Origin of the sequence: Syntrophobotulus glycolicus DSM 8271 (genome assembly GCF_000190635.1) — a bacterium.
Classification (GTDB): domain Bacteria; phylum Bacillota; class Desulfitobacteriia; order Desulfitobacteriales; family Syntrophobotulaceae; genus Syntrophobotulus; species Syntrophobotulus glycolicus.
Map to the genome: position 1 here is coordinate 1,356,913 of NC_015172.1, position 18,227 is coordinate 1,375,139.

Genomic DNA, 18,227 nt, shown 5'->3' on the forward strand with positions numbered 1-18,227 from the left:
GGCGCCTCACCGGCACCGGTAATCCGCCGCTGACTTCCGCTGCCGGTAATCCGTTGCCGGCACCTGCTGCAGGTAAGCAGCCGCCGGTGTCCGCCGCCGGCAAAGCCGGGGAAGGGGCGGCGGTCTGCCTTCACTGTGATGTGGAAGATTGTTCTCTGCGGGCCGCCGCCTTCTCCGCCGAGGAAGTTCTGCGGGAGGCCGGGGAAGGCCCCAGCATCGCCAACCGGATCTTCCTGACTGTCACCAACACCTCTGAAACGATGTTTGCCCAGGAGCTGCGCTTGTTTCTCAACCCCTATGAGGATTGGGGAGAGGCCCTGGCGGTTTCCGTTTCCGGGCTGTGGCAGGCCGAACCGTGCCTTGACCCCGCCGGCGGCCAAACCCAGTGGCGCGTTTGGCCCAGGAACAAGCGTTATGCCTGCGGACCGGGCGAATCCTTCGCGATCCTGATCGACAACATCATCTGCAGGGGAGACCGGGAAAAAATGGTCTGTCTGGGCCTTCGCCTGGAGGAAGAGGGCCGGATGGGCTATATTCCGGTATTTCAGAAGTACCACCGGGTGCTGGCCAAGCGGTTTGTCTGCGACCGGAATACCGCCGGCGTGCTGGACCGGGTCACCTTCGACTGGGAGGTGCTGGGCAACTGCAGTCATACTTATTTCCTGCCCGGGCACGGCGCTCTCGGCGCTTGGCGGGTTCGGGCCAAGGATAAGCTGGAGCAGGATATTTATGAAAGCACGGATTACGCGCTGCTGATGCGGCGGGAAGAGATCACGGCCTATGCCAAGTCCCCGGTCACGGTGCTGGAGCCTGCTATCCTCAGCTTCGAGCCGGAGCAGAAGAGCGTGCGCTACGGGACGACGGTGGATCTGCTTTTTGTGCTGGAAAACACCTACCACGGCTACATTGACGGGGGAATCGGCCGTGTGGAGGCCACCGCCGCCTGGCAGGACGGGCGCTGCGCGATCACAGGCCGCTGCCCTGTCACGCCCCGGCGCAAGGTAAACACCTACCGCCTTTCCATACTGGGGCCGAACGGCATTTACGAAAAGACAGCCACCATTACGATTGAACGTTATCTTACCGAGGTGTCCCTCAGCTTTACCCGGATTTATGAGAATAACAATGAGGATAAGAAGAACCGCTACCGCTACGACCTGGCCTGGGAGATCGCCAACTGCCGGGAGATCCGGCTGACCACCTCCGACGGCGTGGAACGGAGCGACGGCAAGCAGCAGGGGCGGCTATCCTTCTGGACTGAGCAGGACGGCAAGCTGACCCTGCAGGTCGAATTGAAGGGGGATGACGGCCAGGAGAAGTGTTACCAAAAGCAGTGCAACTAGGGTTGGCAGGTGTTGAAACGGCCCCACACAAAAGGTAGGTGATCAAAAAATATATTAGTTCGCTTAATGTTTTAACCAAGACAATACATTCAAAAGAAGAATTTATAGTTTTTATAAATTCTTCTTTTGAATGTAGGATTAAAGCGTCCTTTTGCAACGATTTTTTCCCGCCTAACGAATATATAAACGACAGGAATGAAAGGGGAGGCGCGGAATTGGAACGGGATCAGAAATGGATACAGGAGATTCTGCGCCGGGGTTCTCAACAGGCAGCCGATCAGCTTGTCCGCTCTTACTATGATGAGATTTACATTTTTATTTACCGTCAGGTCGGAAACCGGGAGGATGCCCGGGATCTGACCCAGGACAGCTTTATCGCGGCCCTGCGCTCACTGCCGTCCTACGATGAGAAGAAGGCGGGCTTTCGCACCTGGCTTTATCGCCTTGCGACTTACAAAGTGATCGATGCCAAGCGCAAACGCAAACCGGTTGCTGTTCCCCTGGATGAGGACAAAATCTTTCCTGCCGAAGATTTTGTGACGAAGATCATGGATAAAGCCCTGTTGCAGCAAATCGAAGAATATGTGCGGGCATTGGACCCGACTCTGCAGGAGGTTTTCCGCCTGCGCTTATACGGCGATTACAGTTTTCCGGAGATTGCTTCGGCAACCGCCGAGCCGGAAGCGAAAATTAAGGCCCGGTATTATCGCTTGCTGCACCATCTGAGAAAGGAGTTCAACAACGATGCGCAGATTTGAAGAAATTAATCTTCCCACAGAGGAAGAAAAAAATCACAGCATTCAAACAATCCTGGCCAATGGGATGCCGGAACCGCAGCGCCTTTTTGAGGTCCTTTCCAAGCTCTGGCGTTCTGTCGGATTCCGGGGATTATTTTTTGGGGTGGCAGATTGCGCGTTTCTCGGTATCCTGATCGGGGGATTGCTTTGGGCAGGCCTGTTTTCTTTATGGGTAAACAATAAAAGTTCCCTGTATGTGCTGTTGTTTCTGGCCTCTCCGCTCCTCTATGCCCTGTTGCACATTTTGACCATTTGGAAAGAAATCATGACCGGGACATACGAGCAGAAGATGGCCTGCCGCTATTCTTCCAAACAGATTACTTCCCTGCGAATGCTGGCGTTCGGCGGCAGCTCGGCTGTTTTGTCCGTGCTGGTCAGCACCCTTATCTGGCTGATTCTGACCAAAGATCTTTCCATCCTGCGCCTGATGGGCGTCTCTTTCGCCTCTCTGTTCCTCTTTGCGGCGGTACAGTTACTGACTGAGTGGAAACGGAGTACGGCAAAATCATATTTCCTGACGCCCGTCCTTTGGGTTATCCTGAGCGGCTCACTTCTATTGATTGGCAGGCCGGCGGAACAGATCTTCCTGAATACGCCCACAGCTGTTTTCTGGCTGGTGACGGCCGGGTCCGGCGCAGTTTATGGACGAACACTCAAACACTACTATTTTAGCCGTTGGGAAGGAGCGCTTACACATGTTGTCTGTTGAACACGTGACAAAACGATATGGGAAATTTACAGCTCTGGAAGACATCAGCCTCACCTTTGAAAACGGTGTCTATGGACTGCTGGCGCCCAACGGAGCGGGCAAAACTACGCTGATTAAGATGCTGACCACTCTGCTTTTCCCAACGGAAGGGAAAATCCTGTGGAAAGGCCGGGATATCCTGGAGATGGACGGAGATTATCGCGGATTGCTGGGTTATCTGCCGCAGGAGTTCGGCTACTACAAAAATTATTCGCCTCGAAAATTCCTCCGCTATATGGCGGTCCTGCAAGGCGTCGAGCGTAAAACAGCGGAAGAACGAATCGATGAATTGTTGGAACTGGTATCCCTGTCCGAAGTAAAAGATAAAAAAATGAAACAATTCTCCGGCGGCATGATCCAGCGTGTCGGTATTGCCCAAGCCATGCTGAATGATCCGAAGCTGCTGATTCTGGACGAGCCCACCGCCGGGCTTGACCCCAAAGAGCGGGTACGCTTTCGCAATCTTATCCACAACTTATCTCATGATCGTATCGTGATTCTGTCCACCCACATTGTTTCCGATATCGAGACCATTGCCAGTCAAATCGTCATGATCCGCGACCACAGACTGTATTGCTGTGACACTCCGGCCCATATCTGCGCGCTGCTTCGGGGAAAGATCTTTGAGCTGCCGGAAGGGAGCGTGCCGGCGGAAGATCAGCTTTTACTGAGCGAGCGGCAGAGCGAGAGCGGTACATGTCTGCGGATCGCCGCCGAAACGCCGCCTGCCGGTGCGGTGAAAGCAGACCCCAATCTGGAGGATACATTTCTCTATATCTACCGGGACGACCGGGTATGAGACGGAAATTGATTGTCTGGGAACTGCGCAAGCTCTGCTCCCTGCCCATGCTCCCGGTCTTTCTGATTTTGTGCCTGGCGTTTAATGTTCTGCTGATTACCGGCAGCCGGTACGGCGAGGACTATGTGCGCTATGTGGAAGAGGTAACGGAGCGCATTGGCGGGCAGATGGGCGCGGATTTCGACGCGGCCCTGGCGGACTTACCCCAGTCGGAATACCGGGAGGAACTCATCTCTCAGACCGCCGGGGCAACGGATATTTTCGAGGACTATGATGCCGCGCAAATCAGCAGGCTGTACTTGGATATATATCATCTCAGCGGTATCCCGGCCGCTGCCGTGGAATGGAAATGTCAAAAGCTGCAGGGCAGCATCGACATTTTAGCGGGACAGGACGCCTCACTCAGCCTGAGCGCGGCGGGAATGACCAAACGACCACTGATGGACAGCCTGTTTAAAACGGCCTGCCACGCAGTTATTTTGGAGGGAATGTTGCTCGCTGTTTTAATGGCATTGTATTCCTGCGGCTGTGAAAAACTCAGCCGGACGGCCTTTTCCGTCTACAGCACCCGGACTGGCCGCAAGGTCCAATATGCCAAAGCCGCCGCCAGCGCCCTGGCTGCGCTCCTGACATATCTCTTTCTCGCGTCGGCGACGGTCGCCGTGTTCACCTTGCTGTGGAAGCCGGGAGCGATCTGGAATGCAAGCATATCCAGCCAGTTCAATTACTATGTCGTTGTCGCCTACAAACTGCCGTTCATCACATGGCTACCGTTCTCGGTGTGGGGCTATCTGATCGCAACGCTGGTCCTGGGTGCGGCTGTGGTGCTGATTTTTCACGGTCTTGGTTTTGTCGCAGGGCTGCTGACCGGTGACGCCTACAAGGGATTTCTGGCGTTTTTATCTTTCGCCGTGCTTAATCAGGCGGCGATGATGTTTTCCGAGAACGCCGGGCTCTGGCTGCTTTATCAGTCAGCCCAGTGGCTGCCGTTCAATTTATGGTGGTTCCAGCCCATCTGGTTTACAGAAATGGGCATGGGGGCGGTTTTACCCTGGCAGGAATGCTGGACGGCAGTTTTCTGCGCTCTGGCCATGCTTGTTTTGTGCACTCTGACAGGCAGGCACTTTCAAAAAAAGGATGTGCTTTAAGATGATCAAGGAAGAACTAAAAAAAATCTGGAGTCCGGGGATATTGATCATACTACTCTTTCTGGGCTTTGTGTTCAATTATATGTTTATGGATTTCTACATTACCTACTTTCCCAACGGCTCCTACGCCGAGGGAGCTTTCCAAACCGCGAAGGAATGGATACGAGACTATGGAACCTCACTGGAGCCGGAGGAGGAAGCGGAAATTGTCAAGGTGAGACTCCCGGAATTGAAAGCGGAGGCGGACCGCTTTGTGGCGCAAAATGAACTCTGCCGGCGGTATGGATTGACTGCCTATGCGGACTTTGAAGCGTTTTATCAGGAAAACGTCCTGGAAGTGCAGGGAAACCTGACCAAAGAACAGCAAACACGCTATGCGGATGCCCATATTATCCTGAATTACCTTCAGGGAGAAGAGGCAAACAACATTGAGGGGCGTCTTCGGGCTGTACAGGATCAGACTGAACGTTATGAACAATGGCAATCCAATGGGTTTGCTTCGTTTTCCCGTGCTTATGATGCGACAACGGAACGGGAATACAGCTACGCCCAAACCGCCTTCTTTGATGCAGATGCGGCATGGCGCAATATTCTGCCGCGCGAGGTGCCTATTGCGACCTCCACCTATTTGGCTTTGTTGCTGGTGTGGATGGTACTGTCCGACTGTCTGCTGCTCTCTCCGCTGCTGGTACGGGATCGCATGCGGGGGATGCGGGCGCTCCAATGGAGTTCCAGACGGGGAAGGGGAATTTTAAAGACCCAGTTTGCCGCCGTAATGCTGTCGGCGTTCCTCCTGACAACACTGAACTTTCTCATTTTCGGCGGACTGTTTGCCAGGAATGGGACTAGCGTATTTGCCGCCTGCCGGATGTTCTCCTTTATGGATACCATGCTCCCTTGGGTGAATTGGACCTACGGAACCTGGTGCATGGTCCTGGTTATCTTGTGTTATCTGGCCAGTCTGGGTATTGCGGCGCTGGCATTTTTCTTCTCCCGGTACAGTGCGAATTATGTGGCAATGCTCCTGAAAATCATTCCGTTGTTTGTGGCTGCCGCAATCCTTTGCTACCATTTGGTTCTCTACGCGTTCCATGCGGGAAACCCTATTTTCGGAATTACCGAAATTACCGGGACGGAAGCGCTCTTGACAGGATTGATTTTTCTGCTCGGGCTGGTACTTTGCTTGGCCGCCTGTGCCCGGCAAAAAAGGCAGGATCTTTTGACGGAGTAAGGTTGTTGAAAAGGAATGAAATATCATTTACCAATCTTTTAGCCAAAGCTATCTGATCTGGAAAAAATACGGAACCGTGCAGAGCGCGGTTCTTGTTTTGCATAGAACATACGGGGCCGGGGCTTGTTGAAGATAAAGCCTCAGCCCTTTTGCATCCAGGACAGAAATAAAAAATAAGGAATAAAAAAAGCTCCTTGCTTTAATTTTTTTCAACAATCCATTGTAACGAAATCAGGAATAAGCGGATAGATAAAGTGAAGGAGGTGACAAGGAAGAATGAACCTCGACGAGGCTCACCAAAATTATGCTCAATTGGTCTATAAATTTTTGCTTACTCTGTGTCATGACAGGGATCTTGCGGAAGAGCTGACCCAGGAAACGTTTTATCAAGCCGTAAAATCATCCGCGCGTTTTGATGGTTCATGCAAAGTTTCTACCTGGCTTTGTCAAATTGCAAAGCATTTATGGTATCAGGAGAGAGAAAGAAGTAAACGGCATCACGCATCCGCCCTCGATGAAAATCTTGTTTCCAGTCAGCTATCCATGGAAGAAAAACTTTTTCTCAACACGGAGAAGATGCAAATCTTCAAGGAGGTACATATTCTTGACCCGATTGCCAAAGAGGTGTTTCTGCTAAGAATAACAGGCGCTTTTTCTTTCAGGGAAATCGGGGAGCTGTTCCAAAAAAAAGAAAACTGGGCAAGAGTGACCTTTTACCGGGCAAAGCAGAAAATTAAAGACCGGGGGTCTGCAGCAAAACGAAAAATTGCGGCAGACCTTCTTATTGAGAAAAGGACATTTCCCTTTCCTTGATCTAAATTGTCATGTCAGATCTTTGGATATTAGGTATAATGTATTCAAGTGGGAATTTATTGGCATTAAGATGAAAGGGAGGAGATCAGATATGCTGAAACACAAAAACAGACTGCTTGTTTTGGGGATTATCTTTATTGCTTGCAATTTAAGAACGTCATTAACTTCCGTAGGACCGCTGATCAATGACATCCGGACTGACCTTGGTATTTCCAATAGTTTAGCCGGATTTCTTACCACACTGCCATTACTTATTTTTGCGGGACTTTCACCGCTTTCATCTAAAATAGGGAATAAAATAGGTGAGGAGCGTACCATTTTCTTTGGGTTTATTGTATTAATAATTGGGATCCTGTTACGTTCTTTCGGGGGAATTACGGCCTTGTTTGCCGGTACTGTTCTCATTGGTGCGGGGATTGTGACGGGCAATGTGCTTATACCAAGCATGATCAAGCGCAAATTTCCACAAAAAATAGGTCTGTTAACCAGTATCTTTTCTACTGCCATGTCGCTTATGGCTGGGATTGCATCCGGAGTAAGCGTACCTCTTGCCATGAAATTAGGCTTAGGGTGGAGGAATTCCTTGCTGATCTGGGGCTTGCTTGTGGTAATCGCGATTTTCTTTTGGATTCCTCAATTGAAAAATGGCGAAAAACCTGATCCTGCCATCAAAGCGGCTACAGATGGTTCAGACGCAAAATCCGTATGGAGATCTCCATTGGCCTGGAAAATTGCTTTGTTTATGGGACTGCAATCTCTTCTTTTTTACAGTTTAATTGCCTGGCTTCCCGATATTCTCTCCAGCCGGGGTCTTAGCATGGAAACTGGCGGTTGGTTGCTGTCTGTCTTCCAGATCGTTGCAATCCCGACTTCCTTTATCGCGCCAATTGTGGCCGACCGGCGGGAAGACCAGCGCGGCATCGCGGTAGCATCGGGCTTGGTTTATTTTGCGGGAATGCTTGGCTTTTTGCTCAGTGAAAATATGGCATCGTTAACCGGATCAGTTATCCTGATGGCAATTGGCGGCGGGGCGTGCGTCAGCCTGGCATTTACCTTTATCGGATTGCGCAGCGCCAGCAATAAGCAAGCTGCCGAACTGTCCGGAATGGCACAATCAGTCGGGTATCTATTAGCGGCGGCCGGGCCTCTGTTCATCGGTGTTTTATCTGATTATTCAAAAGAATGGACGTCTTCCATTGTCTTTTTATTGGTTGTAATTTTGCTGCTCCTGTATTTTGGCTTTTGCTCAGGGCAGAATAAGCATATTAATGAAGAAAAAACAGCCTCAAGTTGACCCGCTAAAGTGGATATTTCCTTGAAGGATTTGGAAAAAGGCAAAGTGGTCTGCCTAGCGGGAATACATATAAAATACTTACGCGTTTTCTGAGTATGATGCCTAGAAAGAGCTACTATAAATTTATTTGCAACTTCAGCCGGAAAAACTTTGGAGATAAGGAGAAATAATATCGATCTTTAATTTTATCCCTTGCTATGCTAAGATACATAACAAGGAGTTGTTTTCAATGGATAAACTCGATTTAATCCTGGAAAAATTAGAATCTCTCGAACGCATTGAAGCAGATATTCGGGGCTTAAAAAATAATAACAGATCAATAAATGACAAACTAGATGTCCTGTCAGAAAAAGTGCAACAAACCTGGATAGCCGTAAAGGAAGTTCAGGAGGAATTAACAGATAACAGCTTAAAAATCAAAATGATTGATAACAAAGTAAAGGCTTTATAATTTAAAGTCTTTTTTCTTTTCGGCATAAGCAAAGGATAAAATTAGGGATAGAGGAGTATGAACATATGAATCAGCAGGGGAAGGTATTTGAGATATTAAACGCTTTAGGGATTGAATATCAGGTTATAAATCATCCGGCTGTTTTTACTGTTGAAGATGGAACTGGATTTCTTTTGAAGCTTTAAAAAGCTTTATCGAACATAATGGCAATAGGATTCACTTTGTTACCATTTAATGCTTTAATAGAAATTTTCATGATGGAACTTATAATTGCGCATTTTAAGCATGTCAACATATTTTGGCTTAGCTATATGAAAATGGGAATTTATGGGATAAAATGAATTGCTGTGGCCGAGTAGTTTCGCCAGGGGAAGGTTAGCGAGTTGAAGCCAATTTCGACCCATAGCGGCGGGGATGTTCGCCGTAAAATAAAGGAGGACTTATAGATGAGCAGAAAATTAGTCGCGTATTTTTCAGCAAGCGGTGTCACAGGCAATGTGGCAAAGACTCTGGCAGAGGCGGCAGATGCCGACCTGCATGAAATCAAGCCGGAGGTGCCGTACACAAAAGCCGACTTAGACTGGCAGGATAAAAAATCCCGTAGTACGATTGAGATGAACGACAAATCCTTTCGCCCGCCGATTGCCGATAAAAATGCAAATGTCGCGGCCTATGACGTTGTGTTCGTTGGTTTCCCGATTTGGTGGTATGTCGCACCAACCATAGTCAATACCTTTCTTGAGGGCTATAATTTTGCAGGGAAGACTGTCATACTATTTGCGACATCCGGTAGCAGCGGTTTTGGGAAGACCCTGGAAAACCTGAAAGGCAGCGTTCCCATTTCGACCGTCATCAAGGAAGGCAAAATCCTTAACGGACGGCGGACAAAAGAAGAGTTGACGGTTTGGGTTAATAGCCTTGAGCTGTAAATATCCGGAGGTATATGGTTCCGGAAATATATCCTGCCGCCAAGGGGATACCAGCTTCAGACGGCATCTTTTGTACCGCTTTAATTTAAGGAGATAGTTGCATGGATGTTTTTGGGAAATACCTGTCGGATATCGATAACCCGCAGCATCGCGACCGTATTGGAGAGGTCTTGAATTGGGTGACTGCGAAGTATCCGAATTTATCGCCAAAAATCGGATGGAATCAACCGATGTTTACCGACCACGGCACATTTATTATCGGATTCAGCGCAGCCCGTAAGCATTTTGCCGTCGCCCCTGAAACTGCCGGCATCACTCGTTTTTCTGACGAAATCATAGAGGCGGGATATGATCACACCAAAGGTCTCATACGTATTCCGTGGGATAGCCCGGTCGATTATCCTTTACTCGAAAAGATAATAGAGTTCAATATCCAGGACAAGGCGGACTGCGAAACCTTTTGGCGAAAATAAGGCAATTATAGCGGTCTTTAAGGTATGAGAGAAGGTGGGCTTCATTATATATTTAAGCAGCTTTTCGTTTTCAGAGGAGACAGTAAGAAATCCGAATATTTATCCCTATCATGTGTTTGCCGATAAGGCGGAAAAATTATTGTTCTTCAGACCAATTACAATTTTGTATGGCAATAATGCATCCGGAAAATCCACGGTGCTAAATATTATGGCGGCTAAGTTGCAAATTGAAGGACGAGAGTGCGCTACCGGATATGAAAATTATTTTGCAAAGTTTGTGGGCGAATGCAGTTATACCTTGGGTGAGGATGAAAAAGGCAGGCAGCTTTACAGCATTCCTCAGATAAGCAGGTATATCAAAAGCGAGGATATTTTATATGAAATAAAGAAAATACAACAGGAACAGGTTCTGCGAGAGGGATATATATATGAACACATCAGGCGGGGAATGAGTAAGGAACAAATAGAGCAGTTAAAGAACTCCCGTGAAATGAGAAAACGGATAGAAATTTTAAAATTTGCCCAAACAAAGTATTCAAATGGAGAAACGACTTTGCAATTGCTGGATGATTATATGGAGCCGGACTCACTTTATTTGCTGGATGAGCCGGAGGTATCCTTGTCCCCGGCAAACCAAACCTTGTTAGCAGAGAAGATTAATGAAATGGCAAGGCTTTTGGGGTGCCAATTTGTTATTTCTACGCATTCGCCGTTTATGCTGGGAACATTAGATGCGAAGATCTATAATCTGGATTCAAGGGAATTACAGGTTGTAAAATGGACGGAAGTTGAGAACGTGAGATATTTTTACGACTTTTTTAAGAAGCATAAGAAAGCCTTTGAGTAAGAAGTGAATCAGCGGAATAATAACAAGGAGTGTGGGTGAAATGTGGAAATGTCCGAAATGTGGCCGTGAATTCAAAAACACAGAACAAGATCACTTTTGTGGAAAACCGAACAGCATTGATGAATATATTGCCGCGCAATCGGAAAGTGTACGGCCTCTATTACAAAGTATCCGCGAAACTATCCACGCAGCTGCACCGGAAGCTACGGAGAAGATCTCGTGGCAGATGCCGACATTCTGGCAGGACGAAAATCTCATCCACTTTGCAGCATTCAAAAAACACATTGGGATTTATCCCGGCGGCGAAGCTACGGCTGAGTTTGCGGAGCGGCTCGCAGGCTATAGGACTTCCAAAGGAGCGATCCAACTGCCGCTTGGCAAGCCAATCGATGATGAACTCATCGCCGACATTGTGGCGTGGAGAATAAGGCGGAAAGCGAAAGGGAGTGAAATCACATGACAAACGAGCGTGTATATAAGATGGCGTTTTCGACCGTCTACCCGATGCTTGTTCAAAAGGCGGAGCGCAAAGGGCGCACCAAATCCGAGGTTGATGCCGTGATTTGCTGGCTGACTGGGTATGACGATTCTGGTTTGCAAGCACAAATTGTGAAGAATACAGATTACGAAACGTTCTTCAATGAAGCCCCTCAGATAAATCCGAATGCTGTCAAAATTTCAGGCGTGATTTGCGGACACCGCGTTGAGGAAATCAAAGACCCACTCATGCAGAAAATCAGGTGGCTTGATAAACTGGTGGACGAATTGGCAAAAGGCAAATCGATAGAAAAGGTTCTGGGCAAATGAGGCGGGTCAGCCACTATAGGCAGCGGTTATATTGAAATCATGACAGTGTCATGATAAAGTAGGTTAAGAAAGAGGGAGTGTATTGATGTCGGTAATTCTGTAAGGACTTAGTTAATGGCCTGAAATGAGCAGTTGTTCTGCTCTTGTTTGTGTTGTCAGAAACTGCCTTGCAGATTGAACGAACATCCATTATTGATAATGGTGTGATTTGTAGCGCAGTAGCATACTGTGCTTTTTTGTTTCTTTCTATAAGGTGATAATTAGAAAGGAAGGAATACCATGTATCCATTTACAAACCGGTTTATTTCTAACGATAAAAATGCTGAGTTCCTCAAAGCCGCTATGATGGGGCCAAACGCCATGCGCGTAGCGGAGGAATTAGCGTCACACCTGAACATCAAGAAGAATATGCGAATACTTGACCTCGGCTGCGGGTGCGGTCTTTCCACCCTTTTGTTCGTGAAAAAATATGGTGTGTCCGTTTTCGCCGCCGATCTTTGGATTTCGCCAACTGAAAACTATGAGCGTTTCCAATCTGGCGGGATTGATGATAAGGCCGTTCCGATTTTCCTGGACGCGACCAAAGAGCTGCCTTTCGCAAACGGATATTTTGACTTGTTGTTCACCGTGGACGCTTACCATTATTTCGGTGATACGCCGGAAATGCTCCCGTCGCTCGTTCCTTTTGTAAAAAGGGGCGGCTGTATCGCTGTGGCGATTCCCGGCTTAAAGTACGAATTTGGGAAAAACATTCCCGGTGAAATGCAGCCGTTTTGGAACAGCGAGATGGAAAGAACCTTGCACTCTCTTGATTGGTGGAAAGATTTGTGGAAGAGGACAGCGGGCATTGAAGTGGTGGACAGTCGTGAAATGGCCTGTTGCGGACAGGCTTGGGAAGAATGGCTGACCGGCTACCATCCCGTCGTCGCGGATGATATTAAAATGATGGAGGCTGAGGGCGGAAAGTATTTTAATCTCGTTCAGTTGATTGCTAAAGTCATTTGACTATACTTAATTGAATATAACTGATTCCTGAAAATTTGCGGGAGGATTTATATTTATTTCCAATTATCCAAAACTCCGTCTAGCGCTGACCCTTGGGTATCTACCGGGCTGTGATAAGTAAAGATAGAACGCTTGTTAGACCCGTCTGGATTTATTAAAGGCTAGATATGGCAATGATCCGATAAACCGCCAATTGACAAATAAATTATTTGACATTGGCGGTTTATCTTCCTGTTTGCAAATTATCAATTGTGAAAACAGTCACTTTGACGTATATTATAATTGAAATAATCTAATAATTGATATTACTTTAACGTTAAGGCTCTTTAACGGACCGGTTGGAAGGGATGAACACTGGTGGCTGCAACATTAAAAAACTTATGCAAATATGCCAGGGAAAACTATGGAATGAATCTGATCTGCGGGGAAAGCAATATGAACAATTTGGTCAATTGGGTTCATATGCTGGAAGACCCGGAGACAGCCGGTTTTCTTCATGGCCAGGAGCTTATTTTTTCCACAGGAATCGGACATCGCAATACGGAATGGCTGTTGGAATTTGCTAAAGGACTGGTGGAACATCAGGCCAGCGGCTTGGTTTTGAATATTGGCCCGTATATCGAATCAGTACCTGAAGATCTGATTCGCTTTTGCCGGGAAGTTCGTTTCCCACTATTTACCATACCGTGGAAGACCAGAATTGTTGACATCACAAACGATTTCTGCCGTAAAATTATAAAATCTGAAGAAAATGAAGTTACGGTCGCCAGCGCGTTTCGCAATGCCATCTTTTTTCCGGAGCAGGGAGCCGAATACCGCCCTGTATTAGAACGCAGGGAATTCGATTTGGAGACGGATTTTTGTGTTCTGGCCATCTCAATCCGGGGCATTTCCAATGAAGATTATCCGGAATATGATAAAATAGTGAGACTGAAGTTTACGCGGATATTCGTTAACCATAGCGACAGGTTCAATATTTTCAGGCAGGATAAAAATTTAATCGCTGTCTTGCAAAATTTTGACCCTGATTTTATCGAAAAAGCAGTGGATACGCTGCACGAAGAGCTGAAATACGGCTATCCTGACTGTAAAATTAACATCGGAATCAGCTTTAACGGACAAGGGATTACCTCTCTGGCCAGAAATTACAAAAGAGCGACAGCACTGGCGCGGATCGCTGAAAAACAGGATAAGGTCAAGCTTTCATACCAAAATATCGGATTATATCAGTTGCTGATCGAAGTTGAAGATCCGAAAGCATTGAGAAAATTTTACGAAGATACCCTTGGGAAACTGGAATCCTACGATCTGAAATATAAGACCGATTATGTGGCCACCTTAAAGAACTATCTGGACAATAACGCAAGTGTGCAAGAGGTGGCCAAAGAAACCTTCGTCCATCGCAACACCATTAATTATAAGATCAAAAAAATAAAAGAACTGCTCCAGTCTGAGCTGAATTATCAAGACGGTCTGAAGCTTCTTTTGGCTTATTATGTCAGGGAATTGTTATGATGTGCATAAGCACAACAGATTTTGTGCTGAAATCTGTTGAATCGAAAAGTAAAAATGATAAGATAAAACCATTCTAAGTGAAAAACGAAGGCAAAGGGGCCTGTTCTAAGAACAGGTCCCTTTGTTTGATCTAATGAGGTGAAAGAAAAAGTGGAACTTGAACTCACAACAGCGAAGGAAATCGTGGAGACATCCCAAAAATATAATTTGCATGCCTGGACCGTTCAAGGGTCGTCAAAACCCTTAACCATGATCGGCGGGGAGGGCATTTACTTCTGGGATGGCGAAGGGAAACGCTACTATGATATGTCTTCCCAGCTTGTCAATCTGAATATCGGGTACGGGAACAGCAAGGTCATCAAAGCCATTCAGGAACAGGCGGAAAGACTTGCCTATTCTTCCCCCTCTTTTGCCATTGACGTCAGGTCCCAGTTAGCAAAAATGGTTGTCGAGCTGGCGCCGGACAATATGGGCAAAGTGTTTTTCACCCTGGGCGGTTCGGACGCCAATGAGAACGCGATCAAGATTGCCAAGATGGTCACCGGGAGATATAAAATCTTTTCCCGCTATCTTTCTTATCATGGCTCATCTTACGGAGCGGCGAACCTGACGGGAGAACCGAGACGGTATACTTGCGAACCGGGGATTCCGGGATTTATTAAGTTCTTTGATCCCTATGTCTATCGCTCCCCGGTTCCTTTCGCCGATGAAGAAGCTGCCAGTCACTATTATTTGCAACAGCTCAGAGACCAGGTGATTTATGAAGGCCGGGATGCCGTGGCCGCGATTGTGGTGGAAACCATCACCGGCAGTAACGGAGTGATTATTCCCCCCAAAGGATATCTAAACGGAATTCGCCGGATCTGTGATGAATTCGGAATCATGATGGTATGCGACGAAGTGATGACCGGATGGGGCAGGACCGGAGAATGGTTCGCGATCAATAATTTTGATGTTAAGCCGGACATCATTACCTTTGCCAAAGGGATTACCTGTGGATATGCGCCCATCGGGGGCGTGATTGTGAGCAAAGAAATCGCCTCCTATTTTGATGACCGGTTCTTAAACTGCGGTCTGACCTATTCGGCGCATCCGCTTGGCTGTGCCGCCGGCATAGCGACCATCGAGTACTATCAAGAGACAGGTCTGATTGCCCAGGCCAAAGAACGCGGCGTCCTGTTAGGCCGTATTCTGGAAGACCTGAAAGAAAAGCATGCCTGTGTGGGCGATGTGCGTTATATTGGCTTGTTCTCAGCAATCGAGCTGGTCAAGAATAAAGAAAGCAAAGAGCCCCTAGTGGAGTTTGATCATGATCCGGACAAGGTCATGAGTAAAATCATCGGGACGCTTTGTGCCAGGGGTTTCTTCACCTATTCGCACGAAAATACAATCATGGTGGCGCCGCCGCTTATTATCACGGAGCAAGAGCTGGAAAGCGCCATGGCGATTATGGATGACGTCTTGGGTGAAGTGGATAAATCCTTATAGAAATCGGTTACGTACTCTGCTTGGACGGAAATGGGGAGGAAAAATGATCAGCAACTACTATATGCCGACCAAAGTCCTGATGGGATCTGATTGTGTTGTCAGGAATTCCGGGCTCTTGAGACAGCTCGGCAGGAAAGCGCTGCTTGTCACCGGCAGGCAATCAGCCAAACAAAACGGTTCGGAAAAGGATATGAAAGAAGCTTTGGGTTCAGCAGGAATAGAGTATGCAGTATTTGACCGGGTCATGAGCAATCCCACCATTGCCTGTGTTTATGAAGGGGCGGCTTTGGCCCGGGAGAACAAGGTAGATTTCATTATCGGGATTGGGGGAGGTTCTCCCATGGATGCGGCAAAAGCGATCGCCCTGCTCGCGGCTCAGGATATTGAGGAGCAAGACTTATTTAGCGGAAATTATCCAAACAAAGTTCTTCCGATGGCCTTTGTGCCGACCACTGCCGGCACAGGCTCGGAAGTCACCCCGTATTCCATCCTGACCAATGATCAGGCCCAAACCAAGACCAGTATTGCCTCGGAATTCTTATTTCCCAGGATGGCCTTTTTGGATGCCAGGTATACCCAGTCTCTTTCTGCGGTGACCACAATAAACACTGCGCTGGACGCCTTGTCCCATGCGGTGGAGGGAATGTTATCCGTGAAAGCCTCAAGGATATCCGACGCCCTGGCGATCAACAGCATTCGGATGATCATGGAGTGTATGCCGGCCCTGCGGGAGAGCTTCAAAGCGGGAGATCCCGGCAAAGTTGATTTAAGGCAAAGGGAAATTCTGCTTCAGGCCTCCCTCATCGCCGGTATGGTCATCGCCCAAACAGGAACTACTGTGGTCCATGCCATGGGCTATTCCCTGACCTATTTTCATGATATTGATCATGGCAGAGCCAATGGCTTGCTCTTAGCGGAATACCTCAAATTGGTGGAACAGGAAAACCCGGAATTGGCCGGCAGGATATTGACAGGAATGAATTTTTCCACAGCGGAGGAGTTTAAAGCGTTGACAGATGAGCTTTTGGGGCATAAAGAAGCGCTGACGGAAAAAGAAATCATGGAATACAGCCGGAAAACCCTGAAAACGAAAAATATGGACAATTGCCTGGTAAAACCGGATCAGGAGGAAATCGAACAGATCTATGTCAGCTCCTTTCAATCATAAAATTCTGGTAAAAAATAAAATTTCGCTAAAAAATAAATTCTGGGGAGGCAGCAATGGAAACGATACAAGAAACAATAACCAAATTGGCGGAAGAATTAAAACCGGCGCTTGTGGATTTTTGTCAGAGACTGATTCGGGTTCCGGCGCTCTCCGGAGCGGAAAAAGGGGTTGCGGACCTCTATCTGGCCGAAATGGAGAAATTGGGATATGACCGGTATTTCCGGGACAAGTGGGGAAATGTAATCGGAATCATCGAGGGAACGGAGCCGGGACCGGCCATTATGTATAACGCCCATCTGGATCACGTTGACACAGGGGATTACAGTGAATGGGGCGGCTATGATCCGTACGGGGCGGAAATTGACGTGAATGAAATGGAAAATCAGGACCGGGACGGCTATGAGCAGGCTGAAGTCATTCATGGCAGAGCGGCGGCCGATGTGAAGGGCGGAGGCGCCTGTCAGATTTATTCCGGAAAAATCATGATCGAACTTCGGAAATTGGGCTATCCCATAAAAGGGAGATATATTTTTACCGGTGTTGTTTTGGAGGAACCGGCTGAACAGCTGGGCATGATCAAACTCATCGAGGATACGTTCCCGGAAGAGGGGATTGACTATGACGGGGTTGTTTCCTGTGAAGCAACGTCTCTGAAGCTCTACCTGGGGCACCGGGGAAGAGTGGAGCTGCAAGTAACGGTTTCCGGCACAACTTCTCACGGCAGCGCGCCCTGGCTGGGGGTTAACGCCGTGAACAAAGCCACCAAATTGATTGACAGGGTCGAGGAATCTATCGCCGCCCAGCGCCGGACAGATGAGCATTTGGGAAATTCCAGCATTGCTTTGACCATTATTAACTGTACACCCGGTTCCATGTGTATCGTCCCCGACAGGTGCCACATTACGTATGACCGCCGCTTTGTGCCCGGGGAAACCTTTAAGGGCTGTGTTGAGGAGATTCAGAAGATTATTGACGGTCTGACAGAAGAGGACCCTGAGTTCAGGGCAGCCGTAGAGATCGCCACCGTACCGCGAACCACCTATACCGGGCTGACGGTTGCTGTGCCGAACGTCAAGCAGGCCTGGAAGATCAGTCCCGAGCACCCGTTTGCCAAAGCGGCGGCCGCTGGGCTCAGCTCGATAGGACAGCCGGTAAAATACGGCTATTGGGATTTCGGCACTGACCTCTCCGTCATCTGCGGCCGGGAGAAAAAACCGGCAATCGGTTATTCGCCCATGCAGGAATTTTATTGCCACAGGCCCGTGGATAAAGTCAGAATCGACTATATGGTGAAAGCCCTGGCGGGAAATGTGGCCATTTATCAAGAACTGACAGCCTTAGAACAAAAGGATTTCATTCTTTAACATAGAG

General features: G+C 48.0%; 19 protein-coding genes. All 19 read left to right on the forward strand.

The window, feature by feature from the left end; genetic code table 11:
• Positions 1 to 53: 53 nt before the first annotated feature.
• The 19 genes from SGLY_RS06785 (at position 54) to SGLY_RS06875 (ending at position 18,220) form a co-directional block, all read left to right on the forward strand.
• On the forward strand, positions 54 to 1,343 hold the full coding sequence (locus SGLY_RS06785; protein WP_148228095.1) for a hypothetical protein: 1,290 nt from the start codon (positions 54 to 56) through the stop codon (positions 1,341 to 1,343).
• A 215-nt stretch (positions 1,344 to 1,558) separates the two neighbouring features.
• Positions 1,559 to 2,101 (forward strand): RNA polymerase sigma factor, encoded by a 543-nt coding sequence (locus SGLY_RS06790; protein WP_013624533.1) that lies wholly within the window; start codon positions 1,559 to 1,561, stop codon positions 2,099 to 2,101.
• On the forward strand, positions 2,088 to 2,849 hold the full coding sequence (locus tag SGLY_RS06795) for a hypothetical protein (RefSeq protein WP_013624534.1): 762 nt from the start codon (positions 2,088 to 2,090) through the stop codon (positions 2,847 to 2,849). Before SGLY_RS06790 ends, SGLY_RS06795 begins: the two co-directional genes overlap by 14 nt.
• Positions 2,836 to 3,687 carry an ABC transporter ATP-binding protein gene (locus SGLY_RS06800; protein WP_013624535.1) on the forward strand — a complete coding sequence of 284 codons (852 nt, stop codon included), beginning with the start codon at positions 2,836 to 2,838 and terminating at the stop codon, positions 3,685 to 3,687. The genes SGLY_RS06795 and SGLY_RS06800 overlap by 14 nt, the downstream gene beginning before the upstream one ends.
• Positions 3,684 to 4,835, forward strand: a complete 1,152-nt coding sequence (locus tag SGLY_RS06805; RefSeq protein ID WP_013624536.1) for a hypothetical protein — start codon at positions 3,684 to 3,686, stop codon at positions 4,833 to 4,835. The genes SGLY_RS06800 and SGLY_RS06805 overlap by 4 nt, the downstream gene beginning before the upstream one ends.
• Position 4,836: 1 nt before the next feature.
• Entirely contained in the window at positions 4,837 to 6,066 is a 1,230-nt protein-coding gene (locus tag SGLY_RS06810) for a hypothetical protein (protein WP_013624537.1), read from the forward strand.
• Positions 6,067 to 6,342: 276 nt separating this feature from the next.
• Positions 6,343 to 6,879, forward strand: coding sequence for an RNA polymerase sigma factor (locus tag SGLY_RS06815; RefSeq protein WP_013624538.1), 537 nt, complete (start codon positions 6,343 to 6,345; stop codon positions 6,877 to 6,879).
• Between the two features lie 91 nt (positions 6,880 to 6,970).
• Positions 6,971 to 8,173, forward strand: coding sequence for a CynX/NimT family MFS transporter (locus SGLY_RS06820; RefSeq protein WP_013624539.1), 1,203 nt, complete (start codon positions 6,971 to 6,973; stop codon positions 8,171 to 8,173).
• A gap of 229 nt (positions 8,174 to 8,402) precedes the next feature.
• Complete coding sequence (locus SGLY_RS06825; protein ID WP_013624540.1) at positions 8,403 to 8,624, forward strand: hypothetical protein; 222 nt, start codon at positions 8,403 to 8,405, stop codon at positions 8,622 to 8,624.
• Positions 8,625 to 9,070: 446 nt separating this feature from the next.
• A complete protein-coding gene (locus tag SGLY_RS06830; protein WP_013624541.1) occupies positions 9,071 to 9,553 on the forward strand; it encodes a flavodoxin in 483 nt (160 codons plus the stop codon).
• Positions 9,554 to 9,654: 101 nt separating this feature from the next.
• Complete coding sequence (locus SGLY_RS06835; protein ID WP_013624542.1) at positions 9,655 to 10,026, forward strand: iron chaperone; 372 nt, start codon at positions 9,655 to 9,657, stop codon at positions 10,024 to 10,026.
• 208 nt (positions 10,027 to 10,234) lie between these two features.
• Complete coding sequence (locus SGLY_RS06840; RefSeq protein ID WP_242822989.1) at positions 10,235 to 10,873, forward strand: AAA family ATPase; 639 nt, start codon at positions 10,235 to 10,237, stop codon at positions 10,871 to 10,873.
• 40 nt (positions 10,874 to 10,913) lie between these two features.
• Positions 10,914 to 11,333, forward strand: coding sequence for an iron chaperone (locus SGLY_RS06845; RefSeq protein ID WP_013624544.1), 420 nt, complete (start codon positions 10,914 to 10,916; stop codon positions 11,331 to 11,333).
• The gene (locus SGLY_RS06850) at positions 11,330 to 11,680 is read left to right on the forward strand and encodes a DUF2200 domain-containing protein (protein WP_013624545.1); all 351 of its coding nucleotides are present in this window, start codon (positions 11,330 to 11,332) and stop codon (positions 11,678 to 11,680) included. The genes SGLY_RS06845 and SGLY_RS06850 overlap by 4 nt, the downstream gene beginning before the upstream one ends.
• A gap of 279 nt (positions 11,681 to 11,959) precedes the next feature.
• The gene (locus SGLY_RS06855) at positions 11,960 to 12,685 is read left to right on the forward strand and encodes an SAM-dependent methyltransferase (protein WP_013624546.1); all 726 of its coding nucleotides are present in this window, start codon (positions 11,960 to 11,962) and stop codon (positions 12,683 to 12,685) included.
• Between the two features lie 357 nt (positions 12,686 to 13,042).
• Complete coding sequence (locus SGLY_RS06860; protein WP_013624547.1) at positions 13,043 to 14,200, forward strand: PucR family transcriptional regulator; 1,158 nt, start codon at positions 13,043 to 13,045, stop codon at positions 14,198 to 14,200.
• 150 nt (positions 14,201 to 14,350) lie between these two features.
• Positions 14,351 to 15,688: an aminotransferase class III-fold pyridoxal phosphate-dependent enzyme gene (locus SGLY_RS06865; RefSeq protein ID WP_013624548.1), complete on the forward strand. Its 1,338-nt coding sequence runs from the start codon at positions 14,351 to 14,353 to the stop codon at positions 15,686 to 15,688.
• Between the two features lie 43 nt (positions 15,689 to 15,731).
• On the forward strand, positions 15,732 to 16,856 hold the full coding sequence (locus SGLY_RS06870) for an iron-containing alcohol dehydrogenase family protein (protein ID WP_013624549.1): 1,125 nt from the start codon (positions 15,732 to 15,734) through the stop codon (positions 16,854 to 16,856).
• Between the two features lie 53 nt (positions 16,857 to 16,909).
• A complete protein-coding gene (locus SGLY_RS06875) occupies positions 16,910 to 18,220 on the forward strand; it encodes a M20/M25/M40 family metallo-hydrolase (protein WP_013624550.1) in 1,311 nt (436 codons plus the stop codon).
• Positions 18,221 to 18,227 lie beyond the last annotated feature (7 nt).